Here is a 22857-nt window from a genome sequence, read left to right on the forward strand (position 1 = left end):
CTGCCCCCTCGCGTCCTATCCCGACGGCTTGTCCTCACGCCCTGTAGGCGACCAGCACGGCGCCGGCGGCGATCAAGGCGATGCCCAACCAGTTTGGGGCAGCCAATCGCTCGCCCAGGAACATGACGCCGAACACCGCGACCAGCACGACGCTGAGCTTGTCCAGAGGTGCAACGCGGGCCGCATCGCCGAGCTTCAAGGCGCGGAAGTAGCAGAGCCACGAGCCGCCGGTGGCGAGCCCCGAAAGGACGAGGAACAGGTAGGTCTTCCGCGAAATCGACCCGAGCGGCTGCCATTGCCCGGTGGCGAGCAGAATCAGGCTGAGGACGCAGACGATCACGACCGTGCGGATCAGCGTGGCGAAGTCGGAATTGACCCCCTCGATCCCGATCTTGGCGAAGATCGCCGTCAAGGCCGCGAAGGCGGCGGAGAGCAGTGCCCAGATCTGCCAGGATGCCAGAAGGGTCTTCACCGCTCGAACCCCGCCACGTCCTGAGGGACATCGGCCTGCGTGATCCCGGCAGGCCCGACGCACCAGTGTTCCAGAGGCTTGTAGACGACGATCTTGTCGGTCAACAGATCGCCCTGTTGACGGCAGAATTGTTCGAGTTGGGCGCGCCGGCCGATTAACTCGACGCAGATGGTGAGCTGAGGGTCGGAAAGCTCCGAACCGTCTTCTCGGATCGGCCCGTGGTCGCTGAATCCGTACTGAGCCGGGTGGGCGACCGCGTTCATCAGGCCTGCGGTATTGGCCCGCAGGATCAGTTCCCGGTAAAGGGGCTTTGCTCCCGTTCCGGGCTGCCAGAATGAGCGCCGCCCGCGCGATGCGGCCCTGTCCGCCCGTCTGGCATAAGCGCGCAGCATGCCGACCTCGGCCGGAATCACGGTGTGTGCCTGGGGCATCGTTTCTCCTTAGTCCTTCACGGGTGCGACGGTGCGAGGGGAAGCGGTCCGGACCGTGCGGGCCTGCCGCAGGGTGGCGCCGAGGATCGACGCATCCTGGGTGGCGACTTTCGGAACGGCGATGCGCTGCGACAGGTAGATGCCGCTATGCCCGGAGCAGAGATAGGCCACGAAGCAGGCGATGGCGGTTGGGACGGCATGGGTGGCACCGAACAGCTCGATGCCCATCAGAGTGCAGGCGAGCGGCGTGTTGGCGGCCCCCGCAAAGACCGCAACGAAGCCGAGGCCCGCCATCAGGTCGATAGGTGCCCCCAGAAGCCCCGCGAGCGCGTTGCCGAGGGCCGCCCCGATGAAGAAGAGCGGCGTGACTTCGCCGCCCTTGAAGCCGGTGGCGAGGGTTACGGTGGTGAAGAGGATCTTGAGCGCCCAGCTCCAGGGATGCACGTCCGGCCCGAAAAAGCTCGCGATGATCAGGGCATGCGGATCGGGCGACCACACGCCCAGCCCGAGATAGTCGCGGGTGCCGCACACGGAGACCAGGCCGATGACGGCGAGGCCCCCGACGACGGGCCTCAGCGGGGCGTAGGCGATGAGCCGCTTGCACCAGCCGCCGAGCCAGTGGTTCAGCTCCGCGAAGAGCAGGCCGGCAAGCCCGAAGGCGACGCCGGCGAGGCCCACCTTGGCCAGGAGCAACGGCCCGGCCCCGTGCGCGCCCTCGGCTAGATCATCGATGCGGAACAGGCCGTGATGGATGCCCCAGAGACGGCACGTCCAGTCGCCCACGACCGCCGCGATCAGACAGGGGACGAGGGCTGCGTACTCGACGCGACCGATCGCCAGCACCTCCAGAGCGAAGACCGCACCGGCCAGCGGGGTGCCGAACACCGCACCGAACCCGGCCGCGATGCCGGCCATGAGCATGATCCGGGCGCTCTGGGAATCGAGGCGGAACAGCCTGACGCAGGCGCTCGCCAGGGAGCCACCGAGCTGGACGGCCGTGCCCTCGCGTCCGGCCGAGCCGCCGAACAAGTGCGTGACGACGGTGCCGAGGAAGATGAGCGGGGCCATGCGCAGCGGCACGCCGCCGCCGGGCTCGTGGATCTGCTCGACAATGAGATTGTTGCCGCCCTCTACCGACCGGCCGAGCCGGTGGTAGAGCAGGCCGACGGCAAGGCCTCCGAGGGGCAGCCCGAACAGCAGCCAAGGCTGGGCGAACCGCGCAGTGGTCGCGGCGTCGAGGCTCCACAGGAAGGCGGCGCAGAGCGTCCCGACCGCCGCGGCCATTGGCACGAGGGCGATCAGCCAGCGCGCGACCGACAGGGCGTGGACCCGCCTGAGACGCAGGAAGGCGATGAGGTCAAACTGAGAGAGAAGATTCCGGAACGAGGCGCGCATAATTCCCCCTTGTTGCGAGATCGCAAAAGGTAGGAATCATCAGCCCGAGAGCGGTTCGGCCACGATGGCCCGGCAGAAATCCATTGCCGTGCTGGCGATGTGTCAGCCGCGGAGTTGCGTGTCAAGCTACGCTCTCCGCGCGTGCGCACGCGCGGAGAGCGGACTGCCCGTGCAACGCTTCAGTACGTCTCCGCCAGATAGGCGGCGATGGCCTTGGCCTGCGCCTCGTCGATCGGCGCGTGGTAGACCTTGACCATCTTGTGCACCTCGGACTCCCAGAAGGCCGCGCCTTTGCCGGGCGGCTGCATCGCGATGTAGTCCACCGAATGGCAGACGAGGCAGTTCGTCTGGGCCGCCTCGAAGCCTTCCGCGTGCGTGCCGGCCTTCGGCGCCCGCAGGGTCGCGATCGGTTCGGGCACCTCGTAGGATTTCGGCGCGGCAAGCGCCGCGCCGGTCGCGAGGGCGAGGGCCGCCGTCAGGGCGAGGGTGATGCGGGTCATCGTCGTCACTCCCTCAGGCCGCGCGCACGCGGGTGGTTTCGACCACGTTGCGCAGGTACCCGGCCGGGTTCCAGCGCGGTTCCATCGGCTGGCTCGCCCCGTCGTTGGCGGTCGCCCGCACCCGGATCGCGTGCGCCCCCGGCGACAGCTCCGCGTCGAGGGTCCAGGGCCGGAAGGCGTAGGGGCCGAGATCCTGCCCGAGCCGCGCCTCCGTCCAGGTCTTGCCGTCGTCGGTCGAGACCGCCACCGCCTTGATCCCGGAGCCGCCGTCAAAAGCGATGCCGCGCAAGGGGATGCGCCCGGCCTTCACCTCCGCCCCATCGGTCAGGTTGGTGAGGAAGGAGCGCACCGTGAAGCGGTTGATCGGCACGGTCTTGTCCGCCGCCTTGCCGGGTTCGGTGCAGGCGCAGTCGTTGTCGGGGATGCGATAGGCCTTCTGCATCCAGAAGCCGTCGAAGGGTTTGTCGAGCACGCTGATGCTCTCCAGGTGCTTGACCCAGTAGGTGCCGTAGAAGCCCGGCACGACGAGGCGCAGCGGATAGCCGTTGAGCCAGGGCAGGTCCTGCCCATTCATGCCCCAGGCCAGCATCACCTGCCCGTCGCGGGCGTGGTCGAGCTTGAGCGACTTGGCGAAGTCCGGCGTCTCCGGGATCACCGGGCCGTCGAGCCCGGTGAAGGCGACCTCCACGGCGCCCGCCTTCACCCCGGCCTTGTCGAGCACGGCCTTCAGCGGCACGCCGGTCCAACGGGCGCAGCCCATGGCGCCGTTGGCAAGCTGCCCGCCGGCCATGCGCGGCGCGAAGAAGCCGCGGGAATTGCCCGAGCACTGGTTGACCGCGACGATCTCGGTCGTCGGCATCGCCTTCAGGTCGGCGAGCGAGAGCGAGACCTCCCGCTCGACATGGCCCTTGATCGAGACCCGGTAGGTCTCGGGATCGATCTCGGTCGGGATGTCGGCGAGATGGTAGCGCACGAAGAACGCGTCGTTGGGCGTGATGGCGCCCTCGTCGAACACCGAGAACGGGGTCTCCAGCTGCGGCGGGCGCGCGGTCATCTGGAGCAGCGGGCGCTTGCCCGGATAGGCCACCAGGGGCCGCTCGCCGTTGCCGAAGGGCAGCGTGGCGGTGTCGCCCGCGAGCGCCCGCAAGGGCGCGAAGCTGCCGCCGCCGAGGCCTGCCAGGGCGGTGAGGCCCGCCCGCCTGATGAGATCGCGTCTGTCGAGCATCCGATTCCTCCCCGATCCGCGCGTGGCTCATGCCAAGGAGCCCGCGACGTGCGGAGGAGGAGACGCACGTCGCCCCCGGTCTATTCGCGGCGGGTCGAAATAAATCCGCGACTCGCCCCGGATCAGCCGGTGCAGGGGCGCTCCGAGAGGCTGGTCGCCCGGTCTAGAGCGAGCCGCAGGCGGTCTGTCCTGTCCGGTGCCGTGAGCAGCACGGCCGCCTCGGCCAGCAGGGCGAACCGCTCGGCCGGCACCGTCTCGGACAGGAGGACGTAGCGCCGCCCCTCGCTGTCCCAGCGCGCCAGACGCAGGCCGCCACTCCCTTGCGCGATCTCCAGACGGGCCTGCCCGCGCGACGGTCCGCTCCAGATGGCGAGCCGGCAGCCGTGACGCCCCTCGTAACCGGCGAGCCAACCGGCCGAACCGTTACCCTCGGACACATAGACCAAGCGGAAGCCGGCCGCCTCGAGATCGAGGGGGAAGCCATTCAGGCCGCCCGCGGGCCGCACGTCGTTCGGGGGCGAGCCCGCCGCGCTCCAGGCCGTGAAGGCCGCGCGCGCGGGGTCGGTCGGCGCGCGAGACGACAGGGCCAGCCAGCCGGTGCCGACGAGGACGACCAGGGCCGCGGCACACACCCATCCGAGGGAGGCGCGGGCGATCGGTGCGCGCCGGGGCGGCACGGCCGCCGACGTTACCCCTTGCCTCACCCCCTGCTTCAGCCGGGTCAGGATCGCGACCCGCGCGGACAGGACCGGGTCCCGTGCCAGCGTCTCCGCGACCGCGCGCCGGTCCTGCGCATCGAGTTCCCCATCGACGTAGGCATTGAGGGTCTCCCAGCGCATCACGGCCCCTCGCTCCCATCGGACGGCCCGGCGATCCGGTTCAGCATGATCCGCCTCGCCCTATGCAGACGGCTCATGACCGTGCCGACGGGAATGCCGAGCCGTTCGGCGGTCTCCCGGTAGCTCAGACCTTCGACGTCCACGCAGGTCACGACCCTCTGGCAGGGCGCATCGAGGGCAGCGAAAGCCTGGCGCACGGCAATGGCCTCGATCAGGCGGTCGTCGAACCCTTCGTCGGGCCAATCCACCAGATCGTCCTCGCGGCGGGTCCGGGTCCGGCGGATCCGGTCGATCCAGGCGTGGCGCACGATCCGGAACAGGTAGGCGCGGGCCGCCCGCGGTTCGCTCGGCGTCGTCCCCGTCGAGAGCGCCTTGAGGGCGCTCTGCTGCATCAGGTCGCGCGCGGCGTCGGGCTCCCGCGTCAGCGTCAGGGCGTAGCGGAACAGGCGCGGCCACGCATCGACGAGGTGCTGACCGATGGACCGCATCCTGATGTGTCATCCTCCCCGCACTCCATAGCACATCGATGCATGTCCACACAGAGGCGCAACGGTCGTTGATGGTTGTGGATGTCGGGAGGCCTTACACCTCAGCAGCGCTACTCGGAGCGTTGCTGTTGCTGAACAATCGATAGCAAGCTCGCATGTCTGCTTTCAGGCATTGTGAGGATGCGGTTTTAAGGCCGGGGTGGGCGGGAAGCTAAATGTCCGGTTCCGGGTATCGAGCTGATGTCCGCTCATGGCGCATTGCTGACCGACAAGTGCTTGGCGGTCTCCGGCCGCCCGCCGCGGCGCGGGGGATTTTCGTTGCGAATCCGTGAAGTAACGGGGGGAGCGGCTTGGCCGAGCCCCAGGTCGACTCGGACCCGTCCGTCCGCATTTCCCGCCCAGGGATTGGGTAACCCTGGCGCCAAGCGCAGCTGGACAGGGAGTCCCGGCTCTGAATCTATGGGCCTACGGACACGGCGGGAGGCGGACATGGCAGGGCACGCGAGGGCAGCGACGGGCGAGATCGGCGCCGGCCTGATGGGCGCGCTCCTGGCCGTCGACGGCGCCGTCCGGGCGGCCCGGGAGCAGGCCGCGTGGGACCGTGCCGAGGCCCGCGCCGAGGACGCCGTCCACCGCCTGGGGCAGGCCCTCCTCGCCTCCCGCGCCCGAGAGGCGGAGCTCGCCCGCCAACTCGCCGCCGCGCGCGCCGAGGCCACCGGCCTGCGGATCAGGGCCACCCGGGCGGAGGCCCGGATCCCCGCCGCCCGGCGCGCCTGACCGCTCGATTTCCGTTGTCCCTTTCCGGGTGCGCCCGACAGGGGCCGCACGTCGGCCGACACAGGCCGCACGTCGGGCGCACGCTCCCATGAGCAAGGCCCGCCGGGGTGACCGGCGGGCCTCTTCGTTTCCGGGAATGCGGGGCGGGCTAGGCGGCGGAGGTCTGCCGGCGGCGGAGCCCCTCGACGTGGGCCAGCAGGTCGGCCATCGCTTAGTCCGAACGGTCCCGGCGATGGGGCCATGAGTAGACGGGTGCGGACGCGTCCGCATCGGCCTGCGGATGCGTCACGGGATCCGCGGACACGTCCGCGTCGTGGGGCCCTCTCAGGCCGGGGACCGTGCCCGTCCCAGCGGCCAGGGCCTCCGCCTCATGGGGGAGCGTCCGGGCCAGGACCGCGAGCTCGTCCGGCGCGAGCGAGTGCAGCCACGTCGCGACGTCGGCCGGCAGGGCGGACAGGTCCACCGGATCCCCGCCGGCGGCCACATGCCGGGCGTGCAGCACGAGCGCGACGCCGAGGGGATGCCTTGCAGGGACGCCGGCGACGGTCGGCACCGCCGGCGGCGGGGCGGCCGCGGCGTCCAGGTAGTCTTCCGCGGCGACGGCCGTGGGCAGGACGGGATCGGGGCGGGCGAGGGTCTTGAGCACCCAGCGCCCTCCCTCCCAGACCATGACGAGCGGAGCGAGGGCGACCGCGGCGAGGGCGGCGGCGAGGCGGGCGAGTAGGCGCATCGTGGGATCTCCGTGTCGGGGGCGACGCCTCGATGATCGCCCCCGGCCGGCAACCCACAATCAGGCGGCCGCCTCCGCCAGCATGTCGGCCATCTCGTGCCCGAAAACGGCGAGCTCCATCTCGCGCGGGAGCTGCTTGCGGTGCGTCCGGAGCGCCCGCAGGGCGTGGCTCGCGAGCGTGGCGTCGAGCGCCGGGAGACCGGCGAGGATATGGCCCCGGGTCGTCGTCGTCTTGCCCCAGCCCGACGAGTTGCGGATGCCGGCCCGATCCGCGTCGCGCGCGGTCAGGAGCTTGCACCCCTCGTGCGCGGCGGCCTGGACTTCGGGCAGCGCGGCTCGCTCGGCCTCGGGCTCGTACGGGATCTCCATCGCCTTGAGCGCCCGGTCGATGTTGGCCTGCGCGCGGGCGACGAGGTCGAGCAGGTGCTCGGACTGGTAGCGCTCCATGCCGGCGGGCCCGCGGGCGATGCGCCGCTCCGCCGTCTCGACGTCGTCGCGCACCGCCCAGGCCCACGCCTGCGTCCGGAGCGATTCGCGCGCGGCGGCGATGGCGCGCTCGGCCAGTACGAGGTCCTCGGCCGCGCGCCGGGCGACGGCGGCCGCCGTCAGGGCCTCGCGCTCCGCTTTCTCGACGCGCTCGCGGGCGAGCTTCTCGCGGTACGCCGGCAGCCCCCTGACCGCGGTGTTGACCAGGCACTCGACCTGGCGCGCGTCGGCGTGCACGCCTTCCCAGTAGCAGGGCAGGCCGCCCCTGAGCCTGTCGTGGGAGAACCCGAGGTTCCGCAGCGAGCGCCCCTCCGGCCCGGCGAGCGCGTCGTCGTAGTCCTGGCTCGGCGCCTCCGCCGTCCAGAGCGCCTTCGGGACGCCCCCGACCTTCAGCTCGCGCGGCGGCTGCCACGTCAGGCCGAACCCCGCCGGCGGCCCCTGCCACCCACCCACATTCGTCTCCGGCATCGTAACCTCCGCGTGCACGACATACGGCACATGACGAATGCTAGCACTCGCGGGGGCAGCCGCAAGATCTCGTTCAGTCCTGGTGTCAATTTTGGACCCCAACCGGATGCTCATTAAATGAGTAAATTCTGAGTGCTCCATGCTCATCCAGTCGTCCGCGTTAAGTTTGTGCCCTCAACTTCCCTTTCGTCATCTGACGAACGTGCTTGAATGCTTGGGCGCGGCGTCGCGCGTCGATTCGTGGAGGGGGCTATGCGGGTGTGGAGGGAGGTCGGCTCGGGCGTGACGGCGGCGCAAGTCCGCCGTGTCGTCGCGAGCACGGTGGGCGTCGGCGCCGTCGCGCGCCGGCTGGGCGTCGCGGAGTGCACGGCGCATCGCTGGGCCGGCCTGGCGGGCGTGAGCATCGTACCGCGGCCCCGAACGGAGCGCATGCCCGGGCGCCAGCTCGTGTCCGACGCCGCCGTGCGGGACGCCATGCTCGGCCCACTCTCGCTCCGCGGCGCGGCGGCCGCGCTCGGCGTCACCGCCGCCGGCCTCCAGGCGCGCGCCCAATACCTGGGGCTGCCGACCGACCCCCTCGGGCGCGAGGCCCTGAGGAGGACGCAGGTGTGAGCTGGCACCCCGACGACGCCTACGACGCGGCCGCGCTCTCCCGCGAGGAGGCGGCCGAGGTCGCGGCTCCCGCCGCCGTCCTCGACGAGCTCCGCGCCGCCGTCGAGCGCGCGCCCTCCGCCGCCCGCTGGGCCCGGCGCCACGGCGTCGGACCCGGCTACCTCGCAGACGTGCTTTCGGGCCGCCGCCCGCCGGGCGCGAAGATCCTGTCGGCGCTCGGCATCGACCGGGCCTTCGTGAGGGGGCGCCCGTGACCGACCGCGACGCCGCCGTCCTGGCCGCCCTGCGCGCCGTCCCCGCGGGCGCGCTCCCGATGCACCTGGCGCCCGGCCTCGGGCTCGGGGTCAAGCAGGTCTCGACCGTCCTGCAGCGCCTGCGCATCGCCGGCCTCGTCCGGTTCGAGGCGCCCCGCTGGACCGCCATCGAGGAGCCCCGCCCGTGAGCCCTCCCCTGCTCGACGGCCTCGACGCTCTCGTCGGCGCCGCCCTGCGTGAGCGCCTCGTCGCCGCCCTGGCGGCCGCCCTGGCCGCCGCCGCCGGCGACCCCGCGCACCCCCTCGTCGCCCGCGTCCGCGCTGCCGGGCGAGGCGGCCGCCCCGGCGCCGCGCACCCCGATCCGCCGCGTCCCCGCACCCGCCCCGAGGTCCCATGACGACGCCCCCGCCGGACCCGCCGCGCCTGAGGCTCGTGCCGGGGCCGCCCCCGGGATCCCCACCGCCGGCGCGGCCGCGGCCCCGCCCGCCATCATCGATCCTCGGGCCGGCCTCGTGCGAGCGCCGGTGGCGGCCGGCGGACCGGCGCCCGTGGCCGGACGCGGAGCGCTGGCCGCGCTGAGGCGAACGTCGGCGGCCGCGGCGGACGGCCCGCCCAAGACGCCGGAGCGGACCGTCCCAGCGAGGCCGGCCGTCCCGCCGTCCCGCCGTCCCGCCCGCAGGCCCGTCGGCCGGTGCCGCAGCTCGCGCCGCCGCCCCCTCGCCGTCGCCCTGGCGGCCGCCGAGGCGCGCGCTGCCCGCCGTCCCGCCGCCGTCCCGGGCGAGATGACCGCCGAGGACATCGCGTGGCTGCACGCGCTCCCCGACTACGAGCCCCCGGCCGCCCCGGCGCCGGCGCGCCGCCCCACGGACGGCGCTTGGCTCCGCGACCTGCTCATGCAGGCGAGGTGAGCATGGCCGCCGTCACCGCCCCCGCCTTCACCCGGCCGATCCGCCGCCGCATCCGGTGGGGCTACGGCCGCACGGTCATCCGGCCGGGCCACAGCGACCTGGCCGGGCTGCGCCGGTTCCCGGTCGAGACGTGGCACCCGATGAACGTCATCCTCGCGCCGCTCCCGGACCCGTGGCGCGAGGACCTCTACCTCTCCTCGCCCCTCCGCGACGCCACGCCGGCATGGGCCGCGCGCGTCACGGACGACGAGACCGGCGACCTCGTCGGCCTGCTCGTCGAGACGCCGCCCGGCGCCTGGCCCGCCCACGCCTGGCACCGGGGCGAGCTCGCCGCCGACGGCCACGCCGCGGGAGCCGGGGGCGGCCGCTACGCCGCCGTCGACCGGGAAGCGCGCCTCATCGTCGGCGAGTGCGCGGTGAGCCTGGACTCGGCCCTCGACGCGCTGTGCCGGACCGTGCGCCGCCGGCGCGAGACCCCCGAGGACCTCGCCGCGCTGGAGGGACTGCAATGACGCCCGCCGACCTCGCCCCCGCTGGCCGCCTGCTCTCGGGCAGCGACGAAGAGTGGAAGCGCCCGCTCGCCCGGATGCTCGGCGCCATGCACCCCGACGGCCCCCGCGAGAGCCTGGATCCCCGCGGCGTCGACCGCTGGGCGTCGGGCGCCCGCGAGATCCCCGGATGGGTCGGGCCCGCCGTCGCGCGCCTGCTCAGGGACCTAGCGGACAGCCTGGAATTCGAGGCGGCCGCCGCTCGCGCCGTGGCGGTTAGGGTTGCCGCGGGTTGAACGAGCCTCATCGCATTTGACGCGATTCCCGACGGGTCGATTCACGCGCGCCTGCTACGCCGTCCCCGTCGAGAGCGAGGAGGGCGGCATGCCTGAGGATTACACGGTCGAATGGCCGAAGGTGCCCGGGGCTAAGTATATGCACCTCGCCGACATCGGCTGGGGCTGGTGGCGGCCCATGCCGGTCGTGCTCGAAGAACACAGCGATCCTTGGGCGCACCGGCTCTACGCGCAGAGCCGACTGCCACAGGCAGTGCATCCCGAGCGCCGCCCACGGCAGGGCCTCCTCGTCCTCAACCCGGACCCGGCCCTCGACCAGAGGGAGCGTGAGCTCGCGCTCATCCTCCGCATGCCCCGAGACCCGCCGGGTGAAGAGCACCGGCTCCGATACCGTTGCCTGTACCTCGACGACCGCCATCCCGACCCGGGGACGCCGTGGGAGGACTGGCTCGTCGATAACCGGCGTTGGATCGCCATACGGTCGGACTGTCGGGTCGTTCGCGCGACGACGACCCGCGCCGAGGCCATCCGACATGCCCTCCAACCGCACCGGAAGTGGGTGTCATCGCCGGCCCCGGAGCGGGAGGCCGAGCCCGAGGGCGAGGACCTGGTCGAGCTCGGGATCGTCGCCGAGGCTCATCTCGGGCGGGGCTAGCCCCTGTCCCGCGCCCGGGCGACCTCCTCCGGCACGGTGTCGCTCAGGGCCATCGCATCCACGATGTCCGAGAGCGACACCGGCCGGTAGCTCCAGACGTCGACGCCTACGTCGCAGGACTGCGTCGTGCCCGGCAGCGTGCCGTGCACGTGCCCGTACAGGTGCAGGCTGCCCCGGAACGCCCGCGGCCAGCTACGCATGGGATAGTGGCACAGCACCAGGTGCCGCCCCTCGACCGAGATCTCGCGGATCCCGTCGTGCTGCTCCGCCCAGGGGAGCTTGCGCGACCGCTTGTCGTGGTTGCCAGCGACGAGGCACTTGCGCCCGTGCAGCCGGCGGAAGATGCGCTCGGCCGCCTCGGCCGGGCCCAAGGCGAAGTCGCCCACGTGGTAGACGGTGTCGGCGGGCCGGACGGTCGCGTTCCAGGCCTCGACCAGCGACGCGTCGTGCTCGGCGATGGACGAGAACGGGCGCCGGCAGGCCGGGATGACCCCGGCGTGCAGGAAATGCGTGTCGGCGGTGAACCAGGTGTCGGGCACGGAGGCCTCCAAAAATCGGAGGCCGGCGTCGCGCGCTCAGGGCCTCCGGGATGTCGGGACGGGCGGCGGGGCCCAGGGTTTTCGGGACATCGGGAAGGTCTCAGGCGGGGCAGGAATCGTGACGATCGCAGCTCGCGGCGTGGCGGTCCAGCGCGGGCTCGCGGCAGGGTGAACGAATGCCTGGCCGGGGCGGTCTGGTGGGACAAACCTAAGGCGGATCCGGGATTCTGCCTTAGGTTTGTACCGTGGGCTCCCTCCCCTTCTGCCTAGCGCGTGCAGCCAGGAACCCGGCCCGCACCTCGTCGAGGTCGAACTTCGCCTTGCCGGCGTGCTCCTCGACTAGGTCCCACCACGCCCTCATCGCGGGCCGCTTGAGGTCCATGCGGTCGTCGTCGACGTAGTGCCGCTCGGACACGTTGCCCGACGCGACGCCCTCGGCGTGGTCGATGATCATGTCCAGGACCGACGGCGCCAGGCCCAGGGCCCGGCGGCCATGCGAGCGCAGGGCGCGGCGCAGGTCGTGCGGGCTAGCGTCGACCGGGAGCGCCGCGAGCAGGTGCGTCAGCGCCGATTCGGACAGGTAGCCGACCGGCGCGCCGGCGCGGCGCGGCCGCATCCCCGGGAACAGCCACGGCCCCTCCCCGAACTGCCCCCGGACCGCCGCCCAGACCGGCGGCGGCAGCGGCACCGCGTGGTGCGCCTGCGCCCGGCCCGTCTCGCCCGTCTTGCGCCGCACGGGCGGCAGGCGCCACACGCCCCAGCCATCGCCGGCATCGGAGAACTCGTCGAGCCGGGCGGACACGATGGCGTGCCGGCGCTGGACTGTCGCGACCAGGAGCAGCACCGCGGCGGCCAGGCGAGGGTCGAGCAGGTCGGTGCGGGCGAGCGCCACGAGCAGCCCGACGCGCTCCATCGTCGGCCAGCGCACCTGCTGCCGCGGCGCCTCGCCCTCGCGCGCCTTCGGGCGCTTGGGCCGCTGCAGGTCGTCGAGGTAGCCCTTGGCGACGCCGCTGTCCCGCCTCGGCCCCGGCGTCGCAAGCCAGCCGTAGAAGTGGCGCAGCCGCACGAACAGGGCCTCGGCCTGGCGGTGGTGCGAGCGGTTCTTCGCGGCCAGCACCGTCGCCAGGTCGTCGGGCGTGACGGCCGCCACCGGCATGCCGGCGAACCGCTTGAGGACGGGGTGGCGCAGGTTCTTGCGCGCGTCTTCGTGGGCGGCCTTGCGCCACTCGGGCTCGTGGGCGGCGAGGTAGGCGGCGACGGCCTGATCGTACGTCCAGCCCCGGGGCCGCGGCGGGGGCGCGGGCGTCGGGTGGTGGTAGACGTTCTTCGGGAACACCTCCTCGATCCGCATGAGGCCGAGCTCGGCCAGGCGCCGGTTGAGCCAGAGCAGGGTCGGCCAGCCGTTGCCGGAGCGAAGCAGGTCCATGGCCTCCCCGGCGACCTGGCGGGCCTGGGCGACGGTCAGCCGCTCCACCGGCCCGAGGTCAAGGCGTACCGTCCTCTTGAGGCGCTCCGCCTTCCAGCCCCACGATATCGTCCGGGGCGAGACCCGCAGCAGCAGGCCCGGGGCGCGCAGGTCGCGGACGTCGACGGCCGGCACGCCGGGGCGCTGCTCCTCCCGGCACCGGGTGATGAATGTCCCCGTGATGTCGACCGGCCCGCGGGGCGGCCAGTCGATCCGGGCGCGGGCCGGTGCGGCCTTCTTCGCAGCGGGCTTGGCGCGGGCCATTTGGGCGGGATTCCTTGGGCGGCTTTGGGCGGGGCCGCGAAAATCACCCGGCCGGGGCCCGCCGTCGAGGGAAAACCGCCGCCGCTGGCTAAGTCCCTGTGGATGCTCGCGGAAGTTAACGCCCGTTAGCTACACGTTCCTGGCACCAGAAGCCGCCCAAAACCGGTCGGGAAGCTGACTCTTAATCAGCGGGTCCTAGGTTCGAACCCTAGTGCGCCCACCAAGATTTCCAGACACTTCGCCGAAATACCCACCTCGGTTCGATCGACCGGGGAGACGTTGCGGGTAGCAGGGTGTCTCACCACCTCCTGCCTCAGAAGCGGCGCCGTTAGCCCTTACTGCCGCCACACGGGTGCCCGATCTTGGCCGTTCGGACCATTGATCGCGGAGGCACCCACGATGGCCTCAATCAAGATCCACGGGACCGGAGACGGCACGTTCTCCGTCTTCAAGAACGGCAGCGCCGTCTGCTCGGGCCTCACCCGAGCGCAGGCCGAGAAGATGGCAGCACTTCTGCGCTGGACCGAGCCGGCCCTTTAAGACGCCGATCTCTGCGAACCGCACAGATCGCCGCATCGTGAGGTGACGGCTGGCGCTGTGGATCGTAGCGTCGAGCCTTCTTCTCCAAGCTTCTCGGCCCGCCCGGCATCGCCGCGGCGGGTCTTCTTTCTTGGGAAGCGAGCAGCCTACGCGGCCTCGGCGATGACGAACGCCATGCCGAGACCCGGACCCTGGTCGGCATATTCAGCGAGCGTCAGGCCGCGCTCGGCAAGCACCGCCTCGACGGTCTCGCGCTGCTTGCGCACCATCTGCCCGATCGCCAGCGGCGTCAGACGCGGGCTGGCGCGTCGGAGCTGGTCCACGCCGATGCTGGCCGGCAAGCCCTCGCCTTCGGCAATCCGGGCAAGCGCCAGGCCGAGATCGTGGGCCTTGGTCTCGGCGGCGGATTTCTGCGTGAACGCCATGTCAGGCCGCCTCCAGGCTCTCGGCGAAATCATCCGGCACCTCGCCGAACTGGCCGAGGATCGTCGCGCTCTCCAGTTCGCCCGTCTCGTCGTCGGCCACGATGCGCAGCGCCGCGGTGCCGGGCAGCCGGCCCGCCATGGCCTCCGCCTTCTTCAGCGCGCCCCACTCGGTCGTTGCCGTCTCGGGCCGGTCGGGCTTCAGCCGCTTCCGCTGGAGGCTGAAGGTCTGAACGAGAAACGTCGTCTTCATCGCCATCGCGGCGCATCTCCACACAAAGGCCTGAGGGGGCGCCCTCCACGGTGCCGACCCATGGCCGCACACCCTCTGTTCATTATTCGTTCTAGCACAGAGAGGCTTGGCCTGCACGCGGAGAGTGGGGCGGTGCGACCGGCCGAGGCCGCGCGGGCGGGGCCCTCTATCCCGCAGCGGCCGCGCCCTGCGTCGCGACCCAGACCACGTGGCGCGGGCCGCTGTTGCCGCTCGCCGGGATGCGGACCTCTTCGACCGCGAAGCCGAGCCGCTGCAGGCGGGCCTTGAACTTCCGGTCGGGCGTCCCGGACCAGACGCCGAGGACGCCGCCCGGCTTGAGGGCCCACTGCACCCGCTTCAGCCCCCAGGTGTCGTAGAGCCGGTCGTTGGCCCGGCGCATCAGCCCTTCCGGCCCATTGTCGACGTCGAGCAGGATGGCGTCCCAGCCGGCCGCCCCGGACTGGATGAGGCGGTTGACGTCGGCCTCGCACAGGTGGACGCGGGGGTCGTCGAGGCAGCCGCCGAAGACCTGGGCGAGCGGCCCGCGGGCCCAGGCGGCCACGGCCGGCACCAGCTCGGCCACGACGATCTCCGCCTGCGGCCCCAGCGTGCGCAGGGCGGCGCGCAGGGTGAAGCCCATGCCGAGGCCGCCGATCAGCACACGCGGGGCTGGCGTATGCGACAGGCGCTCGCAGGTCAGCGCGGCCAGCGCCTCCTCCGAGGTGCCGCGGGTGCTGTTCATCAGCTCGATCGCATCGACGACGATCGAGAACTCGTCGCCCTTCTGCATGAGCGCGAGGCTCTTGCCGCCGCCGGGCACGAGGCCGGTGTCGATGTGCACCCAAGCGTTCATGGAGGATCTTTCTGGCAGTTGCGGCTTCGGCTTGGAGCGCCCTTCCGCCGACATGGGTGCCGGTCCGGCGAAAGCGCGCGCGTCATGACAAGGACTGGGAGCCGGACTCGGTCGCGATGCGATCGGGCACGGCTCCAGCCGGAGGAAGATGGGGATCGGCCCCGGACGGCGGCACCCGACGCCGTCGTCAAGCCTGCGCAGGGCCTGCGTCCCGTGCGCGCGCAGGCGTTGCCGCGCCGGCACGGCTGCGTCTATCAGCCCTCATGGCAAAGCGCATCAAATCCCTGCCGCAGGAACGCGGCTCCGTTCTGTTCGACATCGTCTATACCGATGGCAGCCGCGCATCGAACCGGCGCGTCCCCGTCGAGATCCTCGGCGGCCTGGACGGCGACGAGCCGGCCCGGCAGCTCATCGCCGAGCAGGACGAGGCCATCGCCCAGAAATCGGGGCGGCCGGCCCGCGAGATCCTGAGCCTGACGCGCTCGCCGCCGCCCACCCCGAAGCCCGCAGCCTGACCGGCACCGGGCCGGGCGTGTGGCGGCCCGGGCTCGGCCATGCTCTAATCTCCGCACCGGCTCTTCGTCGCGGAGCCGCGGAGCCAGGACGCCGTCATGCGGCACGAACTGCGCGGACATGCCCCGCCGCGGGAACCGGAGCCGTTCATCGGCATTCCCAGCGGCTCCCTGGAAGGCGACCTCGTCAGCGCGCTGATGCGCCGCCACGAGGTCGCGGCGGAGCGCCTGATCGGGTGGCTGCGCGTGGCGATCGGGGGCTGCATCTTCCTGTCGGTGATCGTGGCGAGCGCCGTGCTGAGCGAGCTGACGGACGCGTCCCTCGATGCGTTCGAGCGCAATGCCTGGATCGCCTCGCTCGGCTTCCTCGCCATCGGCGCCGTCAGCATCGTCCTCGCCGTGCCGCAGCGCTGGCACCACGCCTTCGCCTACCTGTTCATGGCCCTCGATGTCGGGCTCGTGCTCGGCATCGCCTGCCTCGCCGTCGGCGGACGCGATCTGCCCGGCAACGCGCTGCCCTCCGCGCCCATCGTCTGGGCGGCGCCGCTGGTCCTGGCGGTCGGGGCGCTCCGCTACGACGTCAAGGTGCAGCTCTGCGCGATCGCGCTCCTGGCGCTCGGCTTCATCGCCATCGCGGTCGGGCTGGAGCACAAGCTCGTCATGGAGCCGGGGGCTGCGACCATGCCGGCCTGGCCGCAGCTCTTCTCGATGCCGGTCAACGTGATGCGGTTCGCGCTGATCCTCATGGCGGGCGGGGCGACGGCGTTCGGCATCGTGCGCTCGCGCCGGCTCCTAGCCTCCGCGGTCAAGGACGCCGTCGGGCGCGCCAGCCTGTCGCGCTTCCTGCCCGCCGAGATCGCGCCCCGGCTCGCGGCCGGCGACGTCGACCTCCGCCGGGGACGCCGCCAGCGGGCGGTCATCGTCTTCGTCGACATCCGCGACTCGACCGGCATGGCCGAGGGCATGGACCCGGAGCGCCTGTCGCAGTTCTTCACCGCCTTCCGGACCCGCATCCTGGGCTGCGTGCGCCGGCACCACGGCGTGGTCGACAAGTTCATCGGCGACGGGGCCCTGATCCTGTTCGGCGTGCCGGACGAGGACAGCGACGATACGGGCCGCGCCCTGACCTTCGCGCATGACCTCGTCGGCATCGTCGAAGCGTGGAACGCGACGCAGGAGCACCCGCATCCCATCCGGATCGGGATCGGGATCCATGTCGGCGAGGTGTTCTGCGGCATCATCGGCGACGAGGAGCGCATGGAGTTCACGGTCCTGGGCGATGCCGTGAACGTCGCCTCGCGGCTCGAGCAGGCGACCAAGCGCTACGGCGAGGTGGTCCTCGCCTCCGGAGCCGTCGTCGAGGGCTCGTCCGAGCGCGAGGCGTGGCGCGAGATCGGGCGGGAGCCCCTCGCCGGCCGCAAGGAGCCGGTCACGATCTACGCGCCCGCGGCGTCGCCGGCCCGCCAGGGCACCGAGCTCGCGCATCTGGGCTCCTGAGGGCCCTGATCCGCCGAGGGGATGCCGGCTCGGCGAAGCGCGCGCTACCGGCCCAGCGTGTAGAACTCGTCGTTCGGCCGCATGCGCGTCACGTTCGCCATGCGGTTCGACAGGGCGAAGAAGGCCGCGATCGCGGCGATGTCCCAGACGTCGTCCTCGCCGAAGCCGTGGACCACGAGGTCGGCGAAATCCGCCTCGTCGACGGTGTGGGCCTCGGACGCCACCTTGACGGCGAAGTCGAGCATCGAGCGCTGCCGATGCGTGATGTCGGCCTTGCGGTAGTTGATCGCGACCTGATCGGCGATCAGCGGGTTCTTGGCGCGGATGCGCAGGATCGCCCCATGGGCGACGACGCAGTAGTGGCACTGGTTCATGCTGCTCGTCGCGACGACGATCATCTCGCGCTCGGCCTTGGTCAGGCCGCCCTCCTTGTCCATGAGCGCGTCGTGATAGGCCATGAAGGCGCGGAACTCGTCCGGACGATGGGCGAGGACCAGGAACACGTTCGGGATGAAGCCCGTCTTCTCCTGCACGCGGATCAGGCGGTCGCGGATGTCCTCGGGCATGTCGTCGAGGGCCGGGACGGGAAATCGGCTGATCGGAGCCTGCGCGGATTGGGCCATGGCGTTGGTCCTCCTTGACTAGGAGCCTGTTCGGACGGGACCGCCGGTCTCGGAGGGGGCCCTTACGGGATACCTAGCACGGCCCCGGTCCCGGCTCAGCGCGGCGCGCGCTCGGCGAAATCGTCCTGGAATTCCTTCAGCTCGACCGCGTTGAGATCCGACACCGCCCAGAAGGTGAGCCCGGCCTGCTGCCAGCCGAGGATGTTGTAGCCGTCCATCGCGCCGGACCGCGGGATGCGCCCGTCCGAGGGCCAGGAGAAGAGATTGATGACGTGCTTGTGCCGCCTGTAGATCAGCGCGGCCACGACGCGGTCGCCGATATAGTCGAGCCGGCCGCCGACCAGCGGGAAGCCGCGGTCGCTGAGGTCGACCACCGGCGGCGCAAAGTCGATCTTGCCGGAGAACCACGGCTTGACCGTATGCTGGTCCGAGGTCTGGACGTCGGTCAGGTGGTTCGCCAGGAGCGAGCGGACATGGCCGGCGACGAGCTGCTTCGACAGGTCGGTCGTCTCCTCCGGCCGCGTCACCAGCACGGCGAGGGCGAGGCTCGCCGCGAGCGCGACGCCGCCGGGCAGCACAGCCCAGCTCCGCGCCGCATCGCGCAGGCGCGCCATCCAGCCGGGGCCGGGAGCCCGTCCCGCGCCGGCGGCCTGCTCCTCCCGCGCCAGTGCGTCGCGGATCCGCATGCGCAGGGCATCGGGCGCGCGCCAGGCGACGCCGTCGGCGAGCAGGGCCCGGATCTCGACCAGATGGCCGAGCTCGGCCCGGCAGGCGGCGCACTCCGCCACATGGGCCTCGCAGCGCAGGGCGTTCGCGGCGTCGAGCTCGCCGTCGAAGAGGGCGTGCAGCAGCGCGTTCTCGGCGCAGGGGGTGTCGTGGCCGGTCGTCATGGCCGCGCCTCGCCGCTCCGGCCGTGCCAGGCCTCGCCGAGCATCTGGCGGGCCCGGGCCAGCCGCGACATCACCGTGCCGATCGGCGTCGCGGTGATGTCGGCGATCTGCTTGTAGGAGAGGTCGTCGAACTCACGCAGGATCAGCACCTCGCGGAAGGCCTCGGGCAGGGCCTCGATCAGCCGGCGGACGAGGCTCGCCTCGCTGTCGCGCAGCACGGCCGTCTCCGGGGTGTCCTGGTCGGGATCCCACGCCTCGTTCTCCTCGCGCTCGCCATCCGCGTCCCCGCGCGCGGGCGACCCGCCGAGCGGCTCGCAGAGGGCGCGCGTCCGGCTCCGCTCGCTCGCCCAGCTCCGCACGCAGTTGCGCACGATGGCGAGGAGCCAGGCCCGGGCATCGCCGCCGCGGAACCCGGCGAAGGCCCGGTGCGCGCGCAGGAACGCGTCCTGCACGATGTCGTCGGCGGCGTCCGCGTCGCGGGTCATGAAGCGGGCGAGGTTGTAGGCGGCATCGAGATGCGGGAGCATGATCTCCTGGAACGATCGGCTCCCCGAGAGCGGATGCGGCGCGGATCCGGCCGGAGCGCGCTCGGCCCGCGGCAGCGCGCCGACGGCCTCGGCGCGGTCCGCGGCCGACATGGCGAGCACGCTGCCCGACCGCGCCGCGAGCCGGGCGGCGGCTTTCCCGAGCCAGGCACGGAGATCCACGGCCTGCCATCGCTGCCGGGACGGGGCGGGCAGCATCAGTGCGTGCGCCATCACGGGACCGCTCCTGTGCTCACGGACGGCGTCCACGGAGCCCGGCCGCCTCAGCCCGCCGGGTCCTTCACCACGACCTTGCCGGTCATGTGCGGGTGCAGCGAGCAGAAGTAAGGATACTCCCCCGGCGCATCGAAGGTGAAGGTGTAGCGATCGTCCGTATCGAGGGTCTTCGAGCGGAAGATCCTGGATTGCGAGACCACGGTGTGCGGGATGTCGTCGCCGTTGATCCAGGTCACCGTCGTGCCCGGCGCCACGGTCACCGTCTCGGGGCCGAAGGTGAAGTTGTCGATGCGGATGACGACGGGCTTGCCGGCATCGGCCGGCTCGGCGGCCGGCGCCTCCATCGGCGCGAGCGCGAGGATCTGCGCGGTGACGGCGACCGCGAACCGGCAGCGGCCGCGACGACGGGGCGAGGGAGAGGACGCGTCCATGGCGGATTCCTGATCTGGCGGGATGGGGCGGGCTCAGCCGGCGAGCGGCGTGTCGATGATCGCGAGCGGCTCGCTGCCGCGCACGAGCGTGACGCTGGCGATGCCGAGATGCCGGCGCAGCTCGCCGGCCGGCACCTTCATCGGCCCCGGCGAGGGGGCGCTGCCGGGCGCGGGCTGGGGGAAGGCCGTGGAGCGCGCCGTGTGAAAGGCCACGTTGCCCTCGACCTTCTGGATGATCTGGTGGATGTGCCCGTTCAGCACCGTCACCGAGCCGAAGCGCCTGAGCAGCGCGAGGGCCCTCGCCCCGTCCTGCGTGCCCCAGCCCCATTCGGGATAGACCGTCCAGAGCGGGATGTGGGCGAACACGACCACGGGCGTGCTCGACGCGAGCCCCGCCACGTCCGCCTCCAGCCAGTCGAGCTGCTCGGCCCCGAGATTGCCGAGGCCGCCGGCCTTCAGGTCGACGACGTTGACGAGGCCGATGAAATGGATGCCGCCCTGGTCGAAGCTGTACCAGCCGGCGCCGCGCGAGCCCTTGCCGTAGCGGGCGAGGTAGGCGCGGCCCTGCTCGTCGTCGAGCAGGTCGTGCTCGCCCGGCACGAAGAACAGGGGCAGGCCGGTTTCGCGCAGGATCTGGTCGGCATCGTCGAACTCCCCGTCCTTGGAGAGATGGCTGATGTCGCCGGTATGGATGATGAAGGCCGGCTTCTGCGGCAGCGCGCGGATCCGCTCGACGGCCTCGCGCAGCGTGCCGAGGGCATCGGGATTGGCCGGCTTGCTGAAGCCGACATGGCTGTCGCTGATCTGGAGGAAGCTGAAGGGCGCCGGCGCGGCCTCGGCTGCCAGGGCCCGCTCCAGCCCGACCGCGCGCGGTAGCCCGCCGCCGAGGGTCCAGAGGAGGCCCGTGCCCGCCCAGGCCATGCATTCGAGGGCGCCGCGGCGGCTCGGCCGCGACGGGTCCCCGTCCGAATCCGTGGGGTCGTGCATGATCCGGCTCCGTATCGAGACGGGACGTCGGCGTCCCTGCGGGTCCAGATCGGCGAAGGGTCCCGGATATTCCCGGGAGCCGACGATATTTCTCGCGATTGCCCGAAATTCCGGTCTCCGGGAATAAAGCGGCCCGCCCCGAAGTCTGGATGGCACGAGAGGCCGGAAAGGCCCTCGCACAGGACCAGCAGAGCCGGGATCTCGAACAGTATTCCCACCCGCAGGGACGCCGATCCGGCACGCCGGACAGGCGCTCCCGCGGGGCAGGCCCCTGCTGGCCGCCACCCAGGAGAGCGCCATGACGATCCATCACCTCGCCCGGCCCGCCGGCCTGCCGTTCCGGACGGCGGCCGTCCTCGTCTTCCTGCTGGCCGGCGCGTCGGCGGCCGCGGCCGGCCCGCGGCACGCGCCGCGCAGGGCGGTTCCGACGACCTACGACGCCGTCGGCGCGCTTGACCGGGATCGGACCGGGAGTATCAACGCCGGGCGGAATCCCGTCGCCCCGCCGCACGCGCTGAGGAGCAGCACCCTCGGCAATGCGGAGTTTCCGGAGCGCGATCCCATCGCGCAGAATCTCGGCAACACGGCGGGCGGCGGCCTGAACTGAGATGGGCGCCGCCCGACCGGCAAGCCCGCGCGGCGTTCGAGCCGGGCAAAGGCCGCACGGGGTGCGGGTCCGCGACGGCGGGCCCGGTCCGGTGGATGTGAGCCATGAGGCGTCGACATCTCCTCGCAGCCGCGGCCGGCGCGCTCCTCGCGCCCCGGACCGGCCGCGCGCAGCAGGCGCGTCGGCCGGTGGTCGGCTTCCTGTCGATCTCCTCGGCGGCGGCCGTCGGGCCGTCGCTGCTGCCGGCCTTCCATCGCGGCCTCGGGGAGGCCGGCTACGGCGAGGGGCGCAACGTGGAGATCCGCTACGTCTGGGCGGACGGATCCTACGATCGGTTGGCGGCCCTCGCGGGCGAGCTCGCGCGGCAGAGGGTCGACGTGATCGTGGCGGCGGGCGGCACCATCGCGGCGCTCGCCTCCAAGGCCGCGACGCCCGAGATTCCGATCGTCGGGCTCGCGGGCGACGATCCGGTCCGGCTCGGACTGGTCCGGAGCATCAACCGGCCGGGCGACAACTTCACCGGCGTCGTCCAGCTCGTGGTCGCCTCGGTGGGCAAGCGCGTGGAGCTGCTGCGCGAGCTCGTCCCGGACATGTCGGTGGTCGCCTTCCTCGACAACCCGCGCCGGTCCAACGCCTCGAATCAGGTCCGCGAGATGCGGGAGGCGGCGCGCGCGCTCGGCCTGGAGGTGGCCCTGATCGAGGCGAGCGACGACGACGCGCTCCGCTCCGCCCTGTCGGCGGCGCGGGCTGGGGCCGGCGGCCTCGTCATCGCCGGCGATCCGTTCTTCTTCGCCCGCCACGCGCTGATCGTAGCCCTCGCCGCCCAGCACGCGCTGCCGACCGTGTACTTCTTCAAGGAATTCGTCTCGGCCGGCGGGCTGATCAGCTACGGCTCGAACCTCGCGGACGCGTTCCACCGCATCGGCGTCTATACCGGCGCCATCCTGGCCGGGGCGAGGCCCGCCGAGCTGCCGATGGCGCAGCAGACCGACAAGCTCGAACTCGCCGTCAATCTCGGGACGGCGCGGACCTTGCGCCTGTCGGTCCCGGTCTCGATCCTGATCCAGGCCGACACGGTGATCGAGTGAGAGGGCGGGCATCGCCCGCAGCCATCACGCACCGACAGATCCAGATAGCGGCAGCGAAAGCGTGGCCGTATCGGATCGGACGGCGTGCGCTTCAGCACAGT

Annotated in this window: 33 protein-coding genes and 1 riboswitch; of the genes, 14 read left to right on the forward strand and 19 right to left on the reverse strand. The window is 72.1% G+C overall.

Features of this window, described 5'->3' with window-relative positions:
• Positions 1 to 34: 34 nt before the first annotated feature.
• The 7 genes from MTDSW087_RS03695 to MTDSW087_RS03725 form a co-directional block, all read right to left on the reverse strand.
• Entirely contained in the window at positions 35 to 472 is a 438-nt protein-coding gene (locus tag MTDSW087_RS03695) for an EamA family transporter (protein WP_003605580.1), read from the reverse strand.
• Positions 469 to 903 (reverse strand): DUF190 domain-containing protein, encoded by a 435-nt coding sequence (locus MTDSW087_RS03700; RefSeq protein ID WP_003605578.1) that lies wholly within the window; start codon positions 901 to 903, stop codon positions 469 to 471. The genes MTDSW087_RS03695 and MTDSW087_RS03700 overlap by 4 nt, the downstream gene beginning before the upstream one ends.
• Before the next feature lie 9 nt (positions 904 to 912).
• On the reverse strand, positions 913 to 2298 hold the full coding sequence (locus MTDSW087_RS03705) for a voltage-gated chloride channel family protein (RefSeq protein ID WP_003605576.1): 1386 nt from the start codon (positions 2296 to 2298) through the stop codon (positions 913 to 915).
• A gap of 23 nt (positions 2299 to 2321) precedes the next feature.
• Positions 2322 to 2395, reverse strand: a riboswitch (Fluoride riboswitch).
• Positions 2396 to 2477: 82 nt separating this feature from the next.
• On the reverse strand, positions 2478 to 2798 hold the full coding sequence (gene sorB / locus MTDSW087_RS03710) for a SorB family sulfite dehydrogenase c-type cytochrome subunit (protein WP_003605575.1): 321 nt from the start codon (positions 2796 to 2798) through the stop codon (positions 2478 to 2480).
• A gap of 13 nt (positions 2799 to 2811) precedes the next feature.
• Complete coding sequence (gene sorA / locus MTDSW087_RS03715; protein WP_003605574.1) at positions 2812 to 4023, reverse strand: SorA family sulfite dehydrogenase catalytic subunit; 1212 nt, start codon at positions 4021 to 4023, stop codon at positions 2812 to 2814.
• A gap of 122 nt (positions 4024 to 4145) precedes the next feature.
• On the reverse strand, positions 4146 to 4862 hold the full coding sequence (locus MTDSW087_RS03720; protein WP_144760298.1) for an anti-sigma factor family protein: 717 nt from the start codon (positions 4860 to 4862) through the stop codon (positions 4146 to 4148).
• Positions 4862 to 5350, reverse strand: coding sequence for an RNA polymerase sigma factor (locus MTDSW087_RS03725; RefSeq protein WP_003607611.1), 489 nt, complete (start codon positions 5348 to 5350; stop codon positions 4862 to 4864). The genes MTDSW087_RS03720 and MTDSW087_RS03725 overlap by 1 nt, the downstream gene beginning before the upstream one ends.
• Positions 5351 to 5839: 489 nt before the next feature.
• Here MTDSW087_RS03725 and MTDSW087_RS03730 point away from each other — a divergent pair, with 489 nt between their 5' ends.
• The gene (locus MTDSW087_RS03730) at positions 5840 to 6127 is read left to right on the forward strand and encodes a hypothetical protein (protein ID WP_144760301.1); all 288 of its coding nucleotides are present in this window, start codon (positions 5840 to 5842) and stop codon (positions 6125 to 6127) included.
• A 211-nt stretch (positions 6128 to 6338) separates the two neighbouring features.
• On the opposite strand, the gene MTDSW087_RS03735 is transcribed toward MTDSW087_RS03730, so the two are convergent.
• Positions 6339 to 6857 carry a hypothetical protein gene (locus MTDSW087_RS03735; protein WP_144760304.1) on the reverse strand — a complete coding sequence of 173 codons (519 nt, stop codon included), beginning with the start codon at positions 6855 to 6857 and terminating at the stop codon, positions 6339 to 6341.
• Between the two features lie 60 nt (positions 6858 to 6917).
• Complete coding sequence (locus MTDSW087_RS03740) at positions 6918 to 7811, reverse strand: hypothetical protein (RefSeq protein WP_144760307.1); 894 nt, start codon at positions 7809 to 7811, stop codon at positions 6918 to 6920.
• A 252-nt stretch (positions 7812 to 8063) separates the two neighbouring features.
• Here MTDSW087_RS03740 and MTDSW087_RS03745 point away from each other — a divergent pair, with 252 nt between their 5' ends.
• The 8 genes from MTDSW087_RS03745 (at position 8064) to MTDSW087_RS03780 (ending at position 11024) form a co-directional block, all read left to right on the forward strand.
• Positions 8064 to 8423 (forward strand): hypothetical protein, encoded by a 360-nt coding sequence (locus tag MTDSW087_RS03745; protein WP_144760309.1) that lies wholly within the window; start codon positions 8064 to 8066, stop codon positions 8421 to 8423.
• Complete coding sequence (locus tag MTDSW087_RS03750; RefSeq protein ID WP_144760312.1) at positions 8420 to 8677, forward strand: hypothetical protein; 258 nt, start codon at positions 8420 to 8422, stop codon at positions 8675 to 8677. The genes MTDSW087_RS03745 and MTDSW087_RS03750 overlap by 4 nt, the downstream gene beginning before the upstream one ends.
• Positions 8674 to 8865, forward strand: coding sequence for a hypothetical protein (locus tag MTDSW087_RS03755; protein ID WP_017483090.1), 192 nt, complete (start codon positions 8674 to 8676; stop codon positions 8863 to 8865). The genes MTDSW087_RS03750 and MTDSW087_RS03755 overlap by 4 nt, the downstream gene beginning before the upstream one ends.
• A complete protein-coding gene (locus tag MTDSW087_RS03760; RefSeq protein WP_017483089.1) occupies positions 8862 to 9074 on the forward strand; it encodes a hypothetical protein in 213 nt (70 codons plus the stop codon). Before MTDSW087_RS03755 ends, MTDSW087_RS03760 begins: the two co-directional genes overlap by 4 nt.
• 151 nt (positions 9075 to 9225) lie before the next feature.
• Positions 9226 to 9585, forward strand: a complete 360-nt coding sequence (locus MTDSW087_RS03765; RefSeq protein WP_144760315.1) for a hypothetical protein — start codon at positions 9226 to 9228, stop codon at positions 9583 to 9585.
• A gap of 2 nt (positions 9586 to 9587) precedes the next feature.
• Complete coding sequence (locus MTDSW087_RS29935) at positions 9588 to 10097, forward strand: hypothetical protein (RefSeq protein ID WP_017483087.1); 510 nt, start codon at positions 9588 to 9590, stop codon at positions 10095 to 10097.
• The gene (locus MTDSW087_RS03775) at positions 10094 to 10369 is read left to right on the forward strand and encodes a hypothetical protein (RefSeq protein WP_144760318.1); all 276 of its coding nucleotides are present in this window, start codon (positions 10094 to 10096) and stop codon (positions 10367 to 10369) included. Before MTDSW087_RS29935 ends, MTDSW087_RS03775 begins: the two co-directional genes overlap by 4 nt.
• Positions 10370 to 10457: 88 nt before the next feature.
• The gene (locus MTDSW087_RS03780) at positions 10458 to 11024 is read left to right on the forward strand and encodes a hypothetical protein (RefSeq protein WP_003607332.1); all 567 of its coding nucleotides are present in this window, start codon (positions 10458 to 10460) and stop codon (positions 11022 to 11024) included.
• Here the strand turns inward: MTDSW087_RS03780 and MTDSW087_RS03785 are convergent.
• Positions 11021 to 11563: a metallophosphoesterase family protein gene (locus tag MTDSW087_RS03785; RefSeq protein ID WP_003607333.1), complete on the reverse strand. Its 543-nt coding sequence runs from the start codon at positions 11561 to 11563 to the stop codon at positions 11021 to 11023. The two genes, MTDSW087_RS03780 and MTDSW087_RS03785, sit on opposite strands and share 4 nt — an antisense overlap.
• A 232-nt stretch (positions 11564 to 11795) precedes the next feature.
• A complete protein-coding gene (locus MTDSW087_RS03790) occupies positions 11796 to 13292 on the reverse strand; it encodes a tyrosine-type recombinase/integrase (RefSeq protein WP_144760321.1) in 1497 nt (498 codons plus the stop codon).
• A 399-nt stretch (positions 13293 to 13691) separates the two neighbouring features.
• Here MTDSW087_RS03790 and MTDSW087_RS29940 point away from each other — a divergent pair, with 399 nt between their 5' ends.
• Positions 13692 to 13832, forward strand: a complete 141-nt coding sequence (locus tag MTDSW087_RS29940) for a hypothetical protein (protein WP_186383719.1) — start codon at positions 13692 to 13694, stop codon at positions 13830 to 13832.
• A 146-nt stretch (positions 13833 to 13978) separates the two neighbouring features.
• On the opposite strand, the gene MTDSW087_RS03800 is transcribed toward MTDSW087_RS29940, so the two are convergent.
• The 3 genes from MTDSW087_RS03800 to MTDSW087_RS03810 form a co-directional block, all read right to left on the reverse strand.
• Positions 13979 to 14257, reverse strand: coding sequence for an adenylosuccinate synthase (locus tag MTDSW087_RS03800; protein WP_144760324.1), 279 nt, complete (start codon positions 14255 to 14257; stop codon positions 13979 to 13981).
• A gap of 1 nt (position 14258) precedes the next feature.
• Positions 14259 to 14513 carry a hypothetical protein gene (locus MTDSW087_RS03805; RefSeq protein WP_144760327.1) on the reverse strand — a complete coding sequence of 85 codons (255 nt, stop codon included), beginning with the start codon at positions 14511 to 14513 and terminating at the stop codon, positions 14259 to 14261.
• Positions 14514 to 14673: 160 nt separating this feature from the next.
• Complete coding sequence (locus MTDSW087_RS03810; RefSeq protein ID WP_144760330.1) at positions 14674 to 15360, reverse strand: spermidine synthase; 687 nt, start codon at positions 15358 to 15360, stop codon at positions 14674 to 14676.
• Positions 15361 to 15623: 263 nt separating this feature from the next.
• Here MTDSW087_RS03810 and MTDSW087_RS03815 point away from each other — a divergent pair, with 263 nt between their 5' ends.
• Positions 15624 to 15875 carry a hypothetical protein gene (locus MTDSW087_RS03815; RefSeq protein ID WP_144760333.1) on the forward strand — a complete coding sequence of 84 codons (252 nt, stop codon included), beginning with the start codon at positions 15624 to 15626 and terminating at the stop codon, positions 15873 to 15875.
• Positions 15876 to 15971: 96 nt separating this feature from the next.
• Entirely contained in the window at positions 15972 to 17369 is a 1398-nt protein-coding gene (locus MTDSW087_RS03820) for an adenylate/guanylate cyclase domain-containing protein (RefSeq protein ID WP_144760336.1), read from the forward strand.
• A gap of 44 nt (positions 17370 to 17413) precedes the next feature.
• Here the strand turns inward: MTDSW087_RS03820 and MTDSW087_RS03825 are convergent, their stop codons facing one another.
• The 5 genes from MTDSW087_RS03825 to MTDSW087_RS03845 all read right to left on the reverse strand — a co-directional run bounded on the left by MTDSW087_RS03825 (position 17414) and on the right by MTDSW087_RS03845 (position 21061).
• Positions 17414 to 17992, reverse strand: a complete 579-nt coding sequence (locus MTDSW087_RS03825) for a peroxidase-related enzyme (protein ID WP_144760339.1) — start codon at positions 17990 to 17992, stop codon at positions 17414 to 17416.
• A gap of 95 nt (positions 17993 to 18087) precedes the next feature.
• Positions 18088 to 18882 carry an anti-sigma factor family protein gene (locus MTDSW087_RS03830; protein ID WP_144760342.1) on the reverse strand — a complete coding sequence of 265 codons (795 nt, stop codon included), beginning with the start codon at positions 18880 to 18882 and terminating at the stop codon, positions 18088 to 18090.
• A complete protein-coding gene (locus MTDSW087_RS03835; protein WP_373321900.1) occupies positions 18879 to 19409 on the reverse strand; it encodes a sigma-70 family RNA polymerase sigma factor in 531 nt (176 codons plus the stop codon). Before MTDSW087_RS03835 ends, MTDSW087_RS03830 begins: the two co-directional genes overlap by 4 nt.
• A 281-nt stretch (positions 19410 to 19690) precedes the next feature.
• Positions 19691 to 20074 (reverse strand): cupredoxin domain-containing protein, encoded by a 384-nt coding sequence (locus MTDSW087_RS03840; protein WP_186383720.1) that lies wholly within the window; start codon positions 20072 to 20074, stop codon positions 19691 to 19693.
• Between the two features lie 33 nt (positions 20075 to 20107).
• On the reverse strand, positions 20108 to 21061 hold the full coding sequence (locus MTDSW087_RS03845) for a metallophosphoesterase family protein (RefSeq protein WP_144760348.1): 954 nt from the start codon (positions 21059 to 21061) through the stop codon (positions 20108 to 20110).
• A 298-nt stretch (positions 21062 to 21359) separates the two neighbouring features.
• On the opposite strand from MTDSW087_RS03845, the gene MTDSW087_RS03850 reads away from it, so the two are divergent.
• The gene (locus MTDSW087_RS03850; RefSeq protein ID WP_144760351.1) at positions 21360 to 21668 is read left to right on the forward strand and encodes a hypothetical protein; all 309 of its coding nucleotides are present in this window, start codon (positions 21360 to 21362) and stop codon (positions 21666 to 21668) included.
• 104 nt (positions 21669 to 21772) lie between these two features.
• Complete coding sequence (locus MTDSW087_RS03855; RefSeq protein ID WP_144760354.1) at positions 21773 to 22756, forward strand: ABC transporter substrate-binding protein; 984 nt, start codon at positions 21773 to 21775, stop codon at positions 22754 to 22756.
• Positions 22757 to 22857: the final 101 nt, after the last annotated feature.

Origin of the sequence: Methylobacterium dankookense, assembly GCF_902141855.1 — a bacterium.
Classification (GTDB): Bacteria; Pseudomonadota; Alphaproteobacteria; order Rhizobiales; family Beijerinckiaceae; genus Methylobacterium; species Methylobacterium dankookense.

Excerpts from the sequence above, each read along its gene's own strand:
- MTDSW087_RS03700 (WP_003605578.1), bottom strand. The coding sequence starts at position 903 with ATGCCCCAGGCACACACCGTGATTCCGGCCGAGGTCGGCATGCTGCGC.
- MTDSW087_RS03705 (WP_003605576.1), bottom strand. The coding sequence starts at position 2,298 with ATGCGCGCCTCGTTCCGGAATCTTCTCTCTCAGTTTGACCTCATCGCC.
- sorB (WP_003605575.1), bottom strand. The coding sequence starts at position 2,798 with ATGACCCGCATCACCCTCGCCCTGACGGCGGCCCTCGCCCTCGCGACC.
- sorA (WP_003605574.1), bottom strand. The coding sequence starts at position 4,023 with ATGCTCGACAGACGCGATCTCATCAGGCGGGCGGGCCTCACCGCCCTG.
- MTDSW087_RS03720 (WP_144760298.1), bottom strand. The coding sequence starts at position 4,862 with ATGCGCTGGGAGACCCTCAATGCCTACGTCGATGGGGAACTCGATGCG.
- MTDSW087_RS03725 (WP_003607611.1), bottom strand. The coding sequence starts at position 5,350 with ATGCGGTCCATCGGTCAGCACCTCGTCGATGCGTGGCCGCGCCTGTTC.
- MTDSW087_RS03730 (WP_144760301.1), top strand. The coding sequence starts at position 5,840 with ATGGCAGGGCACGCGAGGGCAGCGACGGGCGAGATCGGCGCCGGCCTG.
- MTDSW087_RS03735 (WP_144760304.1), bottom strand. The coding sequence starts at position 6,857 with ATGCGCCTACTCGCCCGCCTCGCCGCCGCCCTCGCCGCGGTCGCCCTC.
- MTDSW087_RS03740 (WP_144760307.1), bottom strand. The coding sequence starts at position 7,811 with ATGCCGGAGACGAATGTGGGTGGGTGGCAGGGGCCGCCGGCGGGGTTC.
- MTDSW087_RS03745 (WP_144760309.1), top strand. The coding sequence starts at position 8,064 with ATGCGGGTGTGGAGGGAGGTCGGCTCGGGCGTGACGGCGGCGCAAGTC.
- MTDSW087_RS29935 (WP_017483087.1), top strand. The coding sequence starts at position 9,588 with ATGGCCGCCGTCACCGCCCCCGCCTTCACCCGGCCGATCCGCCGCCGC.
- MTDSW087_RS03775 (WP_144760318.1), top strand. The coding sequence starts at position 10,094 with ATGACGCCCGCCGACCTCGCCCCCGCTGGCCGCCTGCTCTCGGGCAGC.
- MTDSW087_RS03780 (WP_003607332.1), top strand. The coding sequence starts at position 10,458 with ATGCCTGAGGATTACACGGTCGAATGGCCGAAGGTGCCCGGGGCTAAG.
- MTDSW087_RS03790 (WP_144760321.1), bottom strand. The coding sequence starts at position 13,292 with ATGGCCCGCGCCAAGCCCGCTGCGAAGAAGGCCGCACCGGCCCGCGCC.
- MTDSW087_RS29940 (WP_186383719.1), top strand. The coding sequence starts at position 13,692 with ATGGCCTCAATCAAGATCCACGGGACCGGAGACGGCACGTTCTCCGTC.
- MTDSW087_RS03800 (WP_144760324.1), bottom strand. The coding sequence starts at position 14,257 with ATGGCGTTCACGCAGAAATCCGCCGCCGAGACCAAGGCCCACGATCTC.
- MTDSW087_RS03805 (WP_144760327.1), bottom strand. The coding sequence starts at position 14,513 with ATGGCGATGAAGACGACGTTTCTCGTTCAGACCTTCAGCCTCCAGCGG.
- MTDSW087_RS03810 (WP_144760330.1), bottom strand. The coding sequence starts at position 15,360 with ATGAACGCTTGGGTGCACATCGACACCGGCCTCGTGCCCGGCGGCGGC.
- MTDSW087_RS03815 (WP_144760333.1), top strand. The coding sequence starts at position 15,624 with ATGGCAAAGCGCATCAAATCCCTGCCGCAGGAACGCGGCTCCGTTCTG.
- MTDSW087_RS03820 (WP_144760336.1), top strand. The coding sequence starts at position 15,972 with ATGCGGCACGAACTGCGCGGACATGCCCCGCCGCGGGAACCGGAGCCG.
- MTDSW087_RS03825 (WP_144760339.1), bottom strand. The coding sequence starts at position 17,992 with ATGGCCCAATCCGCGCAGGCTCCGATCAGCCGATTTCCCGTCCCGGCC.
- MTDSW087_RS03830 (WP_144760342.1), bottom strand. The coding sequence starts at position 18,882 with ATGACGACCGGCCACGACACCCCCTGCGCCGAGAACGCGCTGCTGCAC.
- MTDSW087_RS03835 (WP_373321900.1), bottom strand. The coding sequence starts at position 19,409 with ATGCTCCCGCATCTCGATGCCGCCTACAACCTCGCCCGCTTCATGACC.
- MTDSW087_RS03840 (WP_186383720.1), bottom strand. The coding sequence starts at position 20,074 with ATGGACGCGTCCTCTCCCTCGCCCCGTCGTCGCGGCCGCTGCCGGTTC.
- MTDSW087_RS03845 (WP_144760348.1), bottom strand. The coding sequence starts at position 21,061 with ATGCACGACCCCACGGATTCGGACGGGGACCCGTCGCGGCCGAGCCGC.
- MTDSW087_RS03850 (WP_144760351.1), top strand. The coding sequence starts at position 21,360 with ATGACGATCCATCACCTCGCCCGGCCCGCCGGCCTGCCGTTCCGGACG.
- MTDSW087_RS03855 (WP_144760354.1), top strand. The coding sequence starts at position 21,773 with ATGAGGCGTCGACATCTCCTCGCAGCCGCGGCCGGCGCGCTCCTCGCG.